Annotated in this window: 11 protein-coding genes; 7 read left to right on the forward strand and 4 right to left on the reverse strand. The window is 69.9% G+C overall.

The annotated features are described in order from the left end of the window. The coding region (locus G9373_RS42600; protein ID WP_167120905.1) for a lipase family protein at positions 1-1,093 on the forward strand (1,093 nt) is incomplete at its 5' end. A gap of 13 nt (positions 1,094-1,106) precedes the next feature. Here G9373_RS42600 and G9373_RS42605 read toward each other — a convergent pair. Together G9373_RS42605 and G9373_RS42610 are read right to left on the reverse strand one after the other, a co-directional pair. After that, positions 1,107-1,415, reverse strand: coding sequence for an MGMT family protein (locus tag G9373_RS42605; RefSeq protein ID WP_167120906.1), 309 nt, complete (start codon positions 1,413-1,415; stop codon positions 1,107-1,109). Between the two features lie 10 nt (positions 1,416-1,425). Then, positions 1,426-2,211: an alpha/beta hydrolase gene (locus G9373_RS42610; protein ID WP_005564819.1), complete on the reverse strand. Its 786-nt coding sequence runs from the start codon at positions 2,209-2,211 to the stop codon at positions 1,426-1,428. 56 nt (positions 2,212-2,267) lie between these two features. Between G9373_RS42610 and G9373_RS42615 the strand changes: the two genes are divergently transcribed. Beyond that, the gene (locus G9373_RS42615) at positions 2,268-5,564 is read left to right on the forward strand and encodes an ATP-dependent DNA helicase (RefSeq protein ID WP_005564821.1); all 3,297 of its coding nucleotides are present in this window, start codon (positions 2,268-2,270) and stop codon (positions 5,562-5,564) included. Further along, positions 5,561-8,908, forward strand: a complete 3,348-nt coding sequence (locus G9373_RS42620; RefSeq protein ID WP_005564823.1) for a UvrD-helicase domain-containing protein — start codon at positions 5,561-5,563, stop codon at positions 8,906-8,908. The genes G9373_RS42615 and G9373_RS42620 overlap by 4 nt, the downstream gene beginning before the upstream one ends. Here G9373_RS42620 and G9373_RS42625 read toward each other — a convergent pair. Next, entirely contained in the window at positions 8,874-9,272 is a 399-nt protein-coding gene (locus G9373_RS42625; RefSeq protein ID WP_043788825.1) for a MauE/DoxX family redox-associated membrane protein, read from the reverse strand. The genes G9373_RS42620 and G9373_RS42625 overlap by 35 nt on opposite strands. A 121-nt stretch (positions 9,273-9,393) precedes the next feature. Between G9373_RS42625 and G9373_RS42630 the strand changes: the two genes are divergently transcribed. After that, positions 9,394-10,461 (forward strand): potassium channel family protein, encoded by a 1,068-nt coding sequence (locus G9373_RS42630; RefSeq protein WP_005564826.1) that lies wholly within the window; start codon positions 9,394-9,396, stop codon positions 10,459-10,461. A gap of 20 nt (positions 10,462-10,481) precedes the next feature. After that, positions 10,482-11,393 (forward strand): NAD(+) diphosphatase, encoded by a 912-nt coding sequence (gene nudC, locus G9373_RS42635; RefSeq protein WP_120659285.1) that lies wholly within the window; start codon positions 10,482-10,484, stop codon positions 11,391-11,393. Here the strand turns inward: nudC and G9373_RS42640 are convergent. Further along, positions 11,390-11,644 (reverse strand): mycoredoxin, encoded by a 255-nt coding sequence (locus tag G9373_RS42640; protein ID WP_005564830.1) that lies wholly within the window; start codon positions 11,642-11,644, stop codon positions 11,390-11,392. The genes nudC and G9373_RS42640 overlap by 4 nt on opposite strands. A gap of 80 nt (positions 11,645-11,724) precedes the next feature. Here G9373_RS42640 and G9373_RS42645 point away from each other — a divergent pair, with 80 nt between their 5' ends. Both G9373_RS42645 and G9373_RS47320 read left to right on the forward strand, forming a co-directional pair. Continuing rightward, on the forward strand, positions 11,725-13,863 hold the full coding sequence (locus G9373_RS42645; RefSeq protein WP_005564831.1) for an ATP-dependent DNA helicase UvrD2: 2,139 nt from the start codon (positions 11,725-11,727) through the stop codon (positions 13,861-13,863). A gap of 450 nt (positions 13,864-14,313) precedes the next feature. Then, positions 14,314-14,568: WhiB family transcriptional regulator (locus G9373_RS47320; protein WP_240961072.1), on the forward strand; the 255-nt coding region annotated here is incomplete at its 3' end.

Genomic DNA, 14,568 nt, shown 5'->3' on the forward strand with positions numbered 1-14,568 from the left:
CTTCTACATCCAGCCCGCGGACGTCGCCGACCATGCTCCGGGCGAAGTCCTGAAGATCCGCCAGCTGCCGCCGTCGTACTACTTCCCCGGTAGCGCGATGTGGGAGCTGCTGTTCCGGACCACCGACTCCGAGGGCAAGCCGATCGCGGCGAACACCACGTACGTGCTGCCCCCGAACCACGTCCCGGACGGCCCGCTGGTGTCGTACCAGCACATCATCAATTCGCTCGGCAACAAGTGCAAGATCGTCACCGAGCTCTACACCACCGACCCCCTGCACCAGATCCGCGAGGCCGCCGGACTCAACATCGCACTCGCGCGCGGGTGGGCAGTGGCGCTGCCCGACCATCTGGGACCGAGGATGGCGTACGGCGCGGCGAAGCTCGGTGGCCAGATCACCCTCGACGGCATCCGCGCCGTCCAGCGAGTCCCCGAACTGCAGGTGCAGAACAGCAAGGTCGGACTGGGCGGATATTCCGGCGGCGGCATGGCCACGGCCTGGGCGGCGGCGCTGGCACCGAGCTACGCCCCCGAACTGAACATCGTCGGCGCCGCCGAGGGCGGAACCCCGATGAACCTGGTGAAGATGGCGGAGGCCCTGGGCACCAACCCGCACCCCGCGTTCGGTCTCGCGATGGCCGCCGCGCTGGGGCTGGAGCGCGAATACCCGGACCGCATCGACGTCAGCGGCCAGCTCAACGATCAGGGCCGCTGGATGAAGCAGATGATCGGCAACGGATGCACCAACGAGATCATGCTGTTCGGAATCGGGCGCAGCGCATCACAGATGACCGACAACAAGAATTTCATGGACGATCCGGAAGCGTGGAAGGTGATGGAGGAGAACAGCCTGGAGCTGTATCCGGGCGTGCCCACCACGCCGATCTTCGAATGGCACAGCCCGACGGACGCACTGATCCCGGTCGATTCGATCGACACCACCCTGCGGCGGTACTGCGACGCGGGCACTCCGGTGCAGACTCTGCTCACTCCGACCCCCGACCACCTGTCGGCGGCGGCGCTGGGGCTGCCGCAGGGGCTGGACTGGATGGACGCCCGGTTCCGCGGTGATCCCGCGCCGAGCACGTGCTGAGGCGGGCGGGGCGTCAGCCGGACTGATCGAACCGGTGCCGGGCCGCCGCGAGATCCACGCGGCCGTCCCGGATGGGAACACCCTCGAGTTCGAGCTTCGCGATCTGCAGGTGCGCGAGATGCGGCGCCGGTCGTCCCGACGCGCCCAGCACCCGGTGCCAGGGGAGATCGGCGGAGTCGGTGCGCATGATCCAGCCGACCGTCCGCGCACTGGACAGCCCTGCCGCCGAGGCGATGTCGCCGTACGTGGCCACCCGTCCGGGCGGAATCGACGCGACCAGTGCGCGGACCGCCTCGACCTGTTCCTCCGTCGTCGCGACCATCACGCGACCATCAGAGGAGCGTGCGGACGAGCTCGGCGACCTCGTCGGGCCGGGCCTGCGGCACCATGTGATCGCAGTCGAGGTCGACGGCGGTCAGGTTGTCGCCCAGATGGTCGGTGAGAGCCTTGCGGAATTCGGGTGTGACATACGGCGGCTGCACCTTCGACGCCTGCACGAGGACGGTCGGCAGGTGCGCGGGCGGCAGGACGGCCTCGCGTGCGAGTTCGCCCCACGCCGTGACGACGGCGGGGGTGGACAGCCGCCAGTTGACCCGGCCGTTCGCCAGCGGCACCAGGTGTTCGGCGATCTCGTTCTCGAGGACGTCGCGGGCCACTTCACCCCACGAGCCGTGCACCTTCTCGGATCGAGCCTCCGCGATGTCGGTGTAGTCGGGGGACGAGATGGTGAGATCCGCCACCGACTGCATCACCTCGGGATCGAGCCCGATCGCGGGATCGAGCAACACGAGTCCCCGGACGCGGTCGGGGACGGCGCGCGACAGGTGCAGTGCCAGGGCGCACCCGAACGAGTGGCCCACCACCAGGACGGGTCCCCGCGCATACGCGTCGAGTGTGTCGACGAGGCTCGCGACGTGGGCTTCGAGGTTCCACGGCGGCGCCCACGTGGAACGGCCGTGCCCGAGCAGGTCCGGGGAGATCCAGCGGGCGTCCGGCAGCTGGTCGGTGGCCAGTGCCTCCCACCGTCTGCCGTGACCGGTGAGTCCGTGCAGGGCGAGGATCTCCGTGCCGTCCTCGGCGCCGAACAGGTACGTATTCAGTGCTGACACGTGACCCATGATGCCGGATCGGGTCGCCGCACGAGATGTCGGACCGTTCTGGTGGAATGCCACCCATGACGGAATCGGCGGTGCGCACCAGGACGTCGGTTCCCCGTGCCCGGCTCGTGCACCGTCAGAACCCGGTCCGCGAGGCCCGGGTGTGGGACGACGCCACGCAGCGGGTCCTCACCGCGCCGCCCCTCGGAATGGGCTGGAATCCCTGGCAGGTGCTCGGCGGCCCGGGAACGGGCAAGACGTCGCTTCTCGTGGACGTCGCGGTCGACCGGATCGCCGGTGGCGAAGACCCGGAGTCGGTGCTGGTGCTGACGCAGTCGAAGCGAGCGGCCGGCCGGGTGCGCGAAGAGGTCACCGCCGCGCTCATCGGCCACGACGAACACCACGGCCCCCGTGCCACGCGTGAACCGCTCGTACGCACCGTCCACTCCTACGCCTTCGCGGTGCTGAGGCTGCAGGCCGCCGCCCACGGAAACCCGCCCCCGCGCCTCATCACCGGCGCCGAGCAGGACGCCGTGCTGCGCGAGATGCTGCACGGCGACATCGCGGACGGCGGCGAGATGTGGCCCGAACGTCTGCGTCCCGCACTGGCACTGGGCGGCTTCGCCGTCGAACTGCGCGACCTCATGCTGCGCTCGAGCGAGCGCGGCCTCGGCCCCGAAGACCTGATCAAACTGGGTCGGCGGCACACCCGTCCCGAGTGGGTGGCGGCGGGAATGTTCGCCGCCCGGTACGAGCACGGCATGCTGCTACGCGGAGCCGTCGGTGTCGAGGCCCCCGAGGCCACCGCGCCTGCGCTGGACGCCGCCGAACTGATCGGTGCGGCCCTCACCGCGTTCGCCACCGACCCGGACCTGCTGCGCACGGAGCGGGCCCGGGTGCGGCACCTGCTCGTCGACGACGCTCAGCACCTCGATCCGCAGGCCGCGGAACTCGTCCGGCTCGTCGGCACCGGTACCCGCACCACGGTCGTCGCCGGCGACCCGGACCAGTCGATCTACGGCTTCCGCGGGGCCGACCCGACATTCCTCGCCGAACTGGCCGACAAGGGTGATCCCCGGCAGGTGTTGCTGCCGGTCAACTTTCGCAGTACGGCGGAGGTCGCGACCACGGCAGCCCGGATCACGTCCCGGCTTCCGGGGCATCTGCCGCATCGGATCTGGAGCCCGGCGCGGGACGGCGGACGGACGTCGGTCCGGGTCCTGAGCACGGCGGCGAAGGAGGCTGCGCTCATCGCCGACACCCTGCGTCGCGCCCACCTCCTCGACGAGGTGCCGTGGTCGGAGATGGCGGTGATCGTGCGCTCGGTGCCGCGCGCCCTGGCGCCGCTGCGTCGTGCCCTGCTGGGTGCAGGTGTGCCCGTCACCACCGCGGCGTCCGAGTTGCCGCTGGCCCGTCAGCACGGGGTGTCGGGACTGATGCTGGTGCTGCGGGCACTGTCGGGGCAGGAATTCACGGGCGAGGACGCACTCGCCCTGCTCGCCGGCCCCGTCGGCGGCGCAGAACCCGTGGCGCTCCGGCGTCTTCGCCGGGGACTGCGGCGCGCCGAGCTGGCGTCCGGCGGCGACCGCGACTCGGCCGAGCTCCTCCGTCTCGTGCTGGTGGGCGAGACCGACAGCACCCGCAGGGTCACGGCCAAGCTGACCGACGTCGAAGCGGCATCCCTGAACCGGGTGCTGTCCGTGCTGCGCAAGGCGAAGGTGCCCCTGGACCGTGGGCGCGGCATCGAGGACGTGCTGTGGGCGGCATGGCAGGCCACCGGACTCGAACGCCGCTGGTCGGCGGCTTCCGCCCGCGGAGGTCCGATCGGGGCACAGGCCGACCGCGACCTCGACGCCGTGGTCGCCCTGTTCGACGCCGCGGCGAGTTACGTCGACCGCCTCCCGCGTGCACAGCTCGCCGGGTTCGTCGACTACCTCACCGGGCAAGCCATTCCCACCACGCGGAACGTCTCCGCCGTCCCGGTCGATGCCGTCTCGGTGCTCAGCGCCCACTCGGCTGCCGGCCGCGAATGGGACGTCGTCGCGGTCGCGGGTGTGCAGGAAGGGCTGTGGCCGAGCCTGCGGGCGCGCGGCAGCCTACTCGGCACCGAGGCGCTGATCGACCTGACCGCCGGAGTGTCCGACGGCAGCGAGACGGCCGCCGACCGGATGTCGCGCACCGCACCGCTCCTCGCCGAGGAACGCAGGCTGTTCCTGGTGGCGTGCAGCCGGGCGAGGCGGAGCCTGCTCGTCACCGCGGTCGACTCGGCCAGCGGCGACGCCGATCTCGTTCACTCCCGTTTCGTCGACGAGTTGCTCGCCGGAGACCAGGATTCGGACGTCGAGGAGACGGTCGTGCAGGCGGAGGATCCGGCGACCCGGGTCCTGGCCCTGCCTGCCCTCGTCGCCGAATTGCGCAGCGTGGTCTGCGATCCGGACGTCGCGGAATCCGATCCCGCCCGGCAGGACCGCGCGGCGCGGCAACTCGCCCGGCTCGCCGACGCCGGAGTGCGCGGCGCACACCCGGACCAGTGGTACGGCACCGCCGAACCGAGCACCGGCGTGGCGTTGTGGAACGAGGAGGACGGACCGGTGTCGTTGTCGCCGTCCACCATCGACCTGCTCAACACGTGCCCGTTGCGGTGGCTGCTCGAACGCCACGGCGGGACGGACGGCGACAACACCCACGCCATCGCCGGAACGCTCGTGCACACGCTGGTGCAGGCGCTCGCCGGCCGCATCCCGCCCGATCAGGTGGAACGCGCACTGGAGAACGCCTGGGATTCGATCGATCTGGGATCTCAGTGGTACTCGCGGCGTGAACTCGACCGCACCCGGGACATGCTCGCCACGTTCACCGCCTGGCTCGGGAACACCCGATCCGAACTCACCGAGGTCGGTGTCGAGGTGGCAGTCGACGGTGTCCTGGAACCGCAGGAAGAGGGTTCCCCGACGATCCGGTTGCGGGGGCGGATCGACCGGCTCGAACGCGATGCCGAGGGCAGGCCCGTCATCGTCGACGTGAAGACCGCCCGCGCACCGGTCACCAAGGACGACGCCCAGCAGCACGCCCAGCTGGCGGCGTACCAGGTGGCGGCGGCGACCGGCGCGATCGACGGGGAGCCGGCGTCGAAACCCGGTGGGGCGCGGCTGGTCTTCGTCGCCAAACCGCACAAGAAGGAAGGCGCCACCCAGCGGGTGCAGGCACCGCTGTCGGACGAGGACCTCGAGACGTGGCTCGCGGTGATCCACGCGGCAGCGGCGGCCACCAAGGGGCCGGGGTTCCTCGCCCGCGTCAACGACGGTTGCCGGCACTGCCCGGTGCGCACGAGTTGCCCCGCGCACGACGAGGGACGGCAGGTGACGTCGGAATGACCATCCGTATCGACCCGGTGGAACTCGCCATCGGCCTGGGGCAGCATCCACCCACCCCGGAGCAGGCCGCCGTCATCGCGGCCCCCCTCGGCCCGACCCTCGTCGTCGCGGGGGCGGGCGCGGGCAAGACCGAGACGATGGCGGCCCGCGTCGTGTGGCTGGTGGCCAACGGTGTCGTCGACCCCGAGGCGGTGCTGGGGCTGACGTTCACCCGGAAGGCGGCGCAGCAGCTGACCGCCCGGATCAGGAAACGCCTTGCCCGGCTGGCGGGTTCGGACCTGCTCCGCAGGGTCGACCCGAGCGGCGACCTGCGGTCGCGGATCCTCGCGGGCGAACCGGAAGTCAGCACCTACCACTCCTACGCCGGGCGACTGCTGTCCGAGCACGGGCTCCTGCTGCCCATCGAACCCTCGGCGACGCTCCTGTCGGAGACGGAACTGTGGCAGCTGGCGCACCGGGTGGTCAGCTCCTGGGACGGCGACCTCGACACCGACCGGAATCCGGCGTCGGTCACCGAAGCCGTACTCGCGTTGTCCGGGCAGCTGGCCGAGCACCTCGTCGAACCGGACGATCTGCGAGAGGCGCACACCGAGCTCGACAAGCTCGTCCACACCCTGCCCGCCGGACCGCGACAGCGCGGCGGCCCCGGCAAGGAACTGCTCGACATCCTCGACACCCAGCACCGGCGGGTGGATCTCCTTCCCCTGGTGCAGCGTCTCGCGGACACGCTGCGCCGCGAAGGTGCGCTCGACTTCGGCAGCCAGATGTCGCTCGCGGCACGCGTCGCCGCGGACCACCCCGAAGTCGGACTCGCCGAGCGCACCCGCTTCCGGGTGGTGCTGCTCGACGAGTACCAGGACACGGGACACTCGCAGCGGGTGCTGCTGTCGTCCCTGTTCGGCGGCGGTCTCGACGGTGAACTCGCGCTCACCGCGGTGGGCGACCCCATGCAGTCGATCTACGGCTGGCGGGGTGCCTCGGCGGCCAACCTGCCCCGCTTCGCAACGGACTTCCCGCTGACGAACGGAGATCCGGCGCCGACCCTGGAACTGCTCACGAGCTGGCGCAACCCGCCGGAGGCACTGGCGCTGGCCAACATGGCGTCGGCGTCCCTGCGTGAGCGGGGCGTGTCGGTCAGCACTCTGAGGGCGCGACCGCAGGCCGTCCCGGGTGATGTGCGGCTGGCCCTCACCGGTGACGTCGTGCAGGAACGCGAATGGGTGGCCGACCGCATCGCCGAACAGTACGCGGACGCCACGAGCCGGGGCGAGGACCCGCCGACCGCCGCGGTGCTGATCCGCCGCAACGCCGACGCCGCACCGATCGCGGAGGTGCTGCGGTCCCGGGGTCTGCCGGTCGAAGTGGTCGGTCTCGGTGGACTGCTCCACACCCCCGAGGTGGCCGACGTGATCGCGATGCTCCGGGTGGTCGCCGACCCGATGGCGGGCAGTGCCGCCGTGCGAATGCTGACCGGGGCGAGATGGCAGATCGGGGCCGCCGACCTGACGGCGCTGTCGCGGCGAGCCTCCGAACTGGCCATCGGAACCGGCTACGGCACCACCGGCGCCGTCACCGATTCGTCCGCTCTGGCCGACGCCGTCGGCGAGGCGCTGCCCGGTGAGCACGCGGAGCAGGCCGGGCTGGCGGATGCACTGGCGGATCCCGGTCCCGCCGAACGCTATTCGCAGGTCGGTTACGCACGGATCACCGCCGTCGCGGCGGAGTTGGCGTCTCTGCGTGAGCGGATCGGGCAGCCACTCACCGAGCTGGTGGCCGAGGTCGAACGGGTGTTGGGTATCGGCATCGAAGCACAGGCCCGGACGCGTCGGTCGGCGCGGGGGAGTGCGGGCCGCGAACATCTCGACGCCTTCGCCGACGTCGTCGCCGGGTACGCGAGCCGCACGTCGGCCACCGTCACCGGACTGCTCGCCTTTCTGTCGGCCGCGGAATCGGTCGAAAAGGGTTTGGCTCCGGGCGAAGTCGAGGTGGACCCGCACCGCGTCCAGGTGCTGACGGTGCACTCGGCCAAGGGGCTGGAGTGGGAAGTGGTGGCGGTACCGCACCTGACGGCCGGCGTCTTTCCCTCGCGGACGGCGTCCGGGTCCTGGCTCGGTGCCGTCGGTGAACTGCCGCCCTCGCTGCGCGGAGACCGTGCGCGGCCGGGGGAGTCGGCCGACGGCGTGCCCGTTCTCGAGCTCGAGAACCTGTACGACCGGAAAGACCTCGAGGAGGCCGTGAAGGCGCACAAGGCGGCGCTGGCGGCCCGCAAACTCGACGAGGACCGCAGGCTGTTCTACGTCGCACTCACCCGCACCGAACGGGTGCTGTTCGCGTCGGGTCACCACTGGGCAGAATCCGGAACGGAGCCCAAGGGTCCGTCGGAGTTCCTCACCGAACTGCGCGACACGGTGACCGACGAGGAGCACGAGGGAATCGGGATCGTCGACATCTGGGCGCCCGCACCCGAACCCGACGAGCAGAACCCGCTGACCAGTACCCCCAAGTCGGCTGCGTGGCCGCGGGATCCGCTCGGGCTCCGACGGGAGTCGGTCGAGCGCGGCGCGGCGTTGGTCGTGGCGGCGCTGAAGAGTGCAGGCGAGACGGCACCGGCAGGCGGGGACGACGATCCCGAGAACTGGGCAGCCGACGTCGACGCCCTTCTCGCCGAGCGGGAGGCGCGGGCGAACGCCCGCACCGAGGTGGTGTTACCCGGTCAGTTGTCGGTGAGCCAGCTCGTCGAACTCGAAGCCGACCCGGACGCCCTGGCCGCCCGGCTGAGGCGTCCGCTGCCGTACCCGCCGAATCCGCTCGCGCGGCGCGGTACCGCGTTCCACGCCTGGGTGGAGCGCCGCTTCGGGGCCACCCGGCTGCTCGACCTCGACGAGCTACCCGGTGCCGCCGACACCGGCGCGGGCCCCGACACCGACCTCGCGACCCTGCAGGACGCGTTCCTGCGCTCGCCCTGGGCCGACCGCAACCCGACCGAGGTCGAGGTGCCGTTCGAGACGTCGGTGGCGGGGACGGTGCTGCGCGGCCGGATCGACGCGGTGTTCACCGATCCCGACGGCGGGTGGACGGTGATCGACTGGAAGACCGGCGCCGAGCCGAGTGCGGCCAACGAGAAGGCCGTCGTGATGCAGCTGGCCGCGTACCGGCTGGCGTGGGCCGAACTGATGGACGTTCCGATCGAGCGGGTGCGCGCCGCCTTCCACTACGTGCGGACCGGACGGACGATCGCGCCGGATCACCTGCCCGACGCCGACGCGCTCGCCCGTCTGCTCCGTTCCGCCGGTTCTCCCGCCGACGAGATCAGGCCCGACGCCGAGCCTTCAGTGACTCGGTGACCAACGGGATCTGCAACGGAAGACGCAGCAGCGCACCGGCTTTCTGCACGTTCGTCGTCTTGGAGCTCTTCACCCAGTCCACTGCCATGTTGACGTTGGCGGGGAAGACGGCGACGAACAGGAGAGCAGCGAGGCCGCCACCGAGCCGGCGGGTTCGCGGCACGGCGAGCGCCGTGCCGATGGCGAGCTCGGCGACCCCCGACACGTACGTGTAGGTCCGGGCATCGCCCGGAAGCTGGGTGGGGACCGTGGAGTCGAAGAACTTGGGGGCGACGAAGTGCATCGTGCCCGCGCCGAGCAGAAGCGCGGCAAGGCGGAGTGCGGGCTTCTGGCTCGGTCGTGGTGTGTGGCTCTCTCGTTGCATGACGTGAGCTTGCCCGAACAACTCGGTTCGCGACAACGAGGCTCCGACGTGTCACCGATGGGGCAATCGGGGTTAGGCTGCCAGCCGATGTCGGAGTTCAGTGCAACGTGGAGACGAACATATGGCCGGTAGGCTGCGTGAGAGATTGAGCAGGTCGGACACCCTGACCGACCGGCCCGACTTCGCGTTGGTGGGTGTACTCCGGATTCCGGAGCTGCAGACCAGTCCGGCGCGGGCGATCTACCGTCGCGTGGGTATCGCCTTGGCGGCGTTGGCGTTGGCGGTTCTCATCGTGTACATCGACCGGGCGGGCTACCGCGACGTGCAGGACAACGAATTGTCGCTGCTCGACTGCATCTACTACGCGACGGTGTCGTTGTCGACGACGGGATACGGCGACATCACGCCGTTCACACCGTCCGCGAGGCTCGTCAACGTTCTCCTGATCACGCCTCTTCGAATCTTCTTCCTCATCGTCCTGGTCGGTACGACTCTCTCCGCGCTCACGCAGAGCTCCCGGCAGGCGTTCAAAATTCAGCGTTGGAGGCAGCACGTGCGCAATCACACCGTGGTGATCGGCTACGGAACCAAGGGACGCACCGCGATCGACGCGATGCTCGGCGACGACGTTCCGCCGTCGGAGATCGTGGTGGTCGACACCGACCACGCGGTGCTCGACTCGGCGGCCAGCAAGGGCCTCGTCACGGTCCACGGGTCCGCCACCAAATCGGACGTGCTGCGGTTGGCGGGCGCGCAGAACGCGTCGGCGATCATCGTCGCGGCCAACCGTGACGACACCGCGGTGCTGGTGACGCTGACGGCCCGCGAGATCGCACCGAAGGCGAAGATCGTCGCGGCGATCCGCGAATCCGAGAACACGCATCTGCTCCGGCAGTCCGGCGCTGATTCGGTCGTCGTGTCCTCAGAGACCGCCGGCCGGCTCCTCGGCATAGCCACGAAGACGCCGAGCGTCGTCGAGATGATGGAGGACCTCCTGACTCCGGAGGCCGGTTTCGCGATCGCGGAACGCCCCGTGGAGCGGGACGAGATCGGCGGCTCCCCGCGTCACCTCGCGGACATCGTGCTCGGTGTGGTGCGGGAAGGGCGGTTGATCCGGGTCGGCTCGCCGGAGGTCGATTCGATCGAGGAGAACGACCGACTGCTGTACATCCGTCGGGTCGCCAACTGATCGGCAGTAGTGTCGACGGCGTGACTGCATTCCGGCTGAACGACACCCCGCTCCTGTCCCGCTCCGCCGTGGGGCGGGCCGAGGAATTGCGTTCGGACACGGACGCACTGCGAGCGGGCTGGCGGGATGCGCTGCTACTGCGCGTCAATCACCGCGGACAGGTGCGGGTGGGCGACGACGGGCTGGTGTTCGCGGACGCCACCGAACTCGGCCCCGAACCGCAACGGGGGGCGGTCTTCCTCGGCATCCGCAAGGATCGGCACGTGTGGGCGGTGCGGGTGCAGGCGCTGACCGGCGAGCTGGCCGATCTCCGGATGCTGGGCGGGACGCTGGACGACGCGGACGCCGGGGTACTCACCGGGGCGCTCGCGATGCTCAACTGGCACGACAGCGCAGGCTTCAGTGCGCTCGACGGCGCGCCGTCGGAGCCGACGATGTCGGGATGGTCGCGGATCTCGACGAGCACCGGGCACGAGGAATTTCCCCGCACCGATCCGGCGGTCATCTGCCTCGTGCACGACGGCGGAGATCGCGTCCTGCTGGCCCGGCAGCCCACGTGGCCGGCGCGGCGGTTCTCGATCCTGGCCGGATTCGTCGAGGCCGGTGAATCGCTCGAAACGTGCGTCGTCCGGGAGATCAAGGAAGAAGTGGGTGTCGACGTCCGTGAGGTGCGCTACCTCGGCAGCCAGCCGTGGCCGTTTCCCCGTTCGGTGATGATCGGGTTCGCGGCCGTCGGCGATCCCGACGCCCCGCTGACGTTCGCGGACGGCGAGATCGCCGAGGCCCGGTGGTTCACTCGGGACGAGGTGCGCACGGCACTCGAACTCGGCGACTGGGCGTCGGACACCGACGCCCCGCTGCTGCTCCCCGGCTCGATTTCCATCGCTCGCGGGATCATCGAGTCCTGGGCGGGAGCAGCGACGGAATCCTAGACGCCGAGGAGTTTCTTGACCTGCGACAACGACGGGTTGGTCGCGGTGCTGCCGTCGGCGAACTTGACGGTGGGGACGACGTGGTTGCCGCCGTTGACGCTGCCGACGAACTCCGCCGATGCCGGATCGTCCTCGATGTCGATCTCCACGTAGCCGATGCCGGATTCGTCCAGCTGCGTCTTCAGGCGCCGGCAGTAGCCGCACCAGGTGGTGGAGTAGATGGTCAGGGCGTGGGTGTCGGTAGCAGTCACGGCGGATATAACACCACGACTCCGTCGTGTGTTCCCACTGCGGTGTTCGTCCGCTTCGCGCCGTGTCGGTCGCCCCTGTCATGATGGACGCCATGTCAGCAGCCGGCGCAGCAGAGGTGACGAGTACCGGTCTCGATCCCGAACAGTCCGCAGCGGTACTCGCTCCCCGGGGTCCGGTGTGTGTGCTGGCGGGGGCCGGAACGGGGAAGACCCGGACCATCACCCGGCGTATCGCGCACCTCGTGGCCAGTGGGCACGTCGCCGCGGGGCAGGTGCTGGCGGTGACGTTCACGGCTCGCGCGGCAGGCGAGATGCGCGGCCGGCTGCGCAGCCTGGGGATCGGCGACGGGGGAGCGCAGGTTCAGGCGCGCACGTTCCACGCCGCTGCGCTGCGGCAGCTGAGGTACTTCTGGCCGCAGGTGATCGGCGACACAGAGTGGCGGCTGCTGGACCGCAAGTTCGCGGTCGTGTCGTCCGCCGCCGGACGGGTCGGACTGTCCACCAGCACGGAGAGCGTCCGCGACCTGGCGAGCGAGATCGAATGGGCCAAAGCGTCGCTGATCGCGCCGGAGGACTACCCGCGCGCGGTGGCGAAGTTACGCCGGGAGGCGCCGGTCGACGCCGCGAAGGTCGCCGAGGTGTATCACGGCTACGAGCAGCTCAAGGCCCGCGGCCAGGACGGGATGCTCCTCGATTTCGACGATCTCCTGCTCCACACGGCGGCGGCACTCGAGGAGCATTCGGCTGTCGCCGAGGAGTTTCGCGACCGGTACCGGTGCTTCGTCGTGGACGAGTACCAGGACGTCACTCCGCTGCAGCAGCGGGTCCTCGACGCCTGGCTCGGGGAGCGGGACGACCTCACCGTCGTCGGCGACGCCAACCAGACCATCTACTCGTTCACCGGCGCCACACCCAACTACCTGCTCGACTTCTCGCGCCGGTTCCCGGAGGCCACCGTCGTCCGCCTCGAGCGCGACTACCGTTCCACTCCCGAGGTCGTGTCGATGGCGAACCGCGTGATCGGAGCGGCCCGCGGCAGGATCGCGGGCACCCGCCTGCAGCTGATCGGGCAACGCGACTCCGGGCCGGAGCCGAGTTTCGTCGAGTTCGACGACGAGCCGGCCGAGGCCGCCGGGGTGGCGCGCACGATCAAGCGGCTCATCGCGTCCGGCACTCCGGCCGCGGAGATCGCGGTCCTGTACCGGATCAACGCCCAGTCCGAGGTACATGAGCAGGCGCTGACGAAACTCGACATCCCGTATCAGGTCCGGGGCGGTGAGGGATTCTTCACGCGCACCGAGGTGCGCCAGGCCGTCGCGGCGCTGCGCCAGGCCGCAGGTCGCGACGACCTGCCGGATGCGGTCGGCGCCGACCTGGTCACGCTCGTCCGCGCCGTCCTCGCTCCGCTGGGGCTGACCGACGCGGAACCGGCGGGTGCGCAGGCTCGCGAACGGTGGTCGTCGCTGTCGGCGCTGGTCGCGCTCACCGAGGAACAGCTGACCCAGGATCCGGAGTTGACCCTCGACGCGCTGTTGCGCGAACTGAGTCTGCGGGCCGAGGCGCGGCATCCACCCGTCGTGCAGGGTGTGACACTCGCGTCCCTGCACGCCGCCAAGGGGCTCGAGTGGGACGCCGTGTTCCTCGTCGGGCTCACCGACGGAACGCTGCCCATCCAGCACGTGCTCGGCGACTCCAACTCGGCACCGGACGAGGCGGCCGTCGAGGAGGAGCGCCGGTTGCTGTACGTCGGCGTGACCCGCGCCCGGGAGCACCTGCAGATGTCGTGGGCACTGTCCCGGAACGAGGGGGGCCGCAAGTCGCGGCGCCGTTCGCGGTTCCTGCACGGACTCATCCCCGAAGATTCACCTGCCTCGCGGATCGCGGCGCCCGTCAAGAGCAACAAGAAGCGTCCACGGTGCCGGCTGTGCGGAAAACAGCTGATCGGGACGACCGCGACCATGCTCGGTCGTTGCGAGGGCTGCCCGTCCAATGTCGACGTGGAGCTGCTCGAATCGCTGCGGTCGTGGCGGCTCGAGAAGTCGCGGGAGCTGAAGGTCCCGGCGTACGTGGTGTTCAGCGACAACACGTTGACGGCTCTCGCCGAGCAGCGGCCGCAGGACGATCGCGGGCTCGTCGCGATCCCCGGGATCGGTGCGAAGAAGCTCGAGCAGTTCGGCGAGGACGTCCTCGGTGTGATCAAGGGAAGCGGTAGTCCCTGAACGACTCCCACGCGGCAGGGGGTAGCGCGCATCACTGCAGGTCAAAAATAGGTTGTGCGGTTCTGGAGAATTGCCTACTGTGGTTTCAGTGCGCGGGGAGACCCGTGTGGTTCACATCGGATCGAGAAGAAATGGAGGTGGCAGTGAAATGACGAAGTTCCAAGCACATGAGACGGCAGTCGCTGCTGCCTCCGCGCTGTTCGGCATGAACGCGGCGGAAACGGCACCGGCGATTGTCTGGTCGGCAGCCCGTCGTCGTCCCGCAGCAGCAGTCGAGTCCGTGTATCGGAGTTGTCGAGGAATTCCTCGGTAGATCAACTCCCACCGTCTTTTCAAGGCCACGGACCCGCATCGCGGACCGTGGCCTTTGTAGTTCGAGCTCTTTTCCCGCTCGCAGCCTCGGCTCTGGTTCGCACCCACTTCATCGAACCGAAGAGATTGACCGTCGCAATGAGAGCAGAGGAGAAGGACGTGTCTACCGTGACATGCCGAGGGGTATCCGAAACCTCAACCGCCACAAGCGGATTTGTTCAGATAGTGTCCGCGCGTGGTGACCTGCCCTGCCGGGTCGATGATCCCGACCTGTGGTTTGCGGACTCTCCCACCGAGCTGGAACAGGCGAAGGCGCTGTGCGCGTCCTGCCCGATCCGCTCCCGCTGCCTCGACGCGGCCCTCGATCGGGGTGAGCCGTGGGGCGTGTGGGGT

The organism is Rhodococcus sp. A14 (genome assembly GCF_011603105.1).
GTDB lineage: Bacteria > Actinomycetota > Actinomycetes > Mycobacteriales > Mycobacteriaceae > Rhodococcus_F > Rhodococcus_F opacus.

Bases quoted from the DNA above. Each gene is read 5' to 3' on its own strand.
- G9373_RS42605 (WP_167120906.1), bottom strand. From the start codon at position 1,415: ATGGTCGCGACGACGGAGGAACAGGTCGAGGCGGTCCGCGCACTGGTC.
- G9373_RS42610 (WP_005564819.1), bottom strand. From the start codon at position 2,211: ATGGGTCACGTGTCAGCACTGAATACGTACCTGTTCGGCGCCGAGGAC.
- G9373_RS42615 (WP_005564821.1), top strand. From the start codon at position 2,268: ATGACGGAATCGGCGGTGCGCACCAGGACGTCGGTTCCCCGTGCCCGG.
- G9373_RS42620 (WP_005564823.1), top strand. From the start codon at position 5,561: ATGACCATCCGTATCGACCCGGTGGAACTCGCCATCGGCCTGGGGCAG.
- G9373_RS42625 (WP_043788825.1), bottom strand. From the start codon at position 9,272: ATGCAACGAGAGAGCCACACACCACGACCGAGCCAGAAGCCCGCACTC.
- G9373_RS42630 (WP_005564826.1), top strand. From the start codon at position 9,394: ATGGCCGGTAGGCTGCGTGAGAGATTGAGCAGGTCGGACACCCTGACC.
- G9373_RS42645 (WP_005564831.1), top strand. From the start codon at position 11,725: ATGATGGACGCCATGTCAGCAGCCGGCGCAGCAGAGGTGACGAGTACC.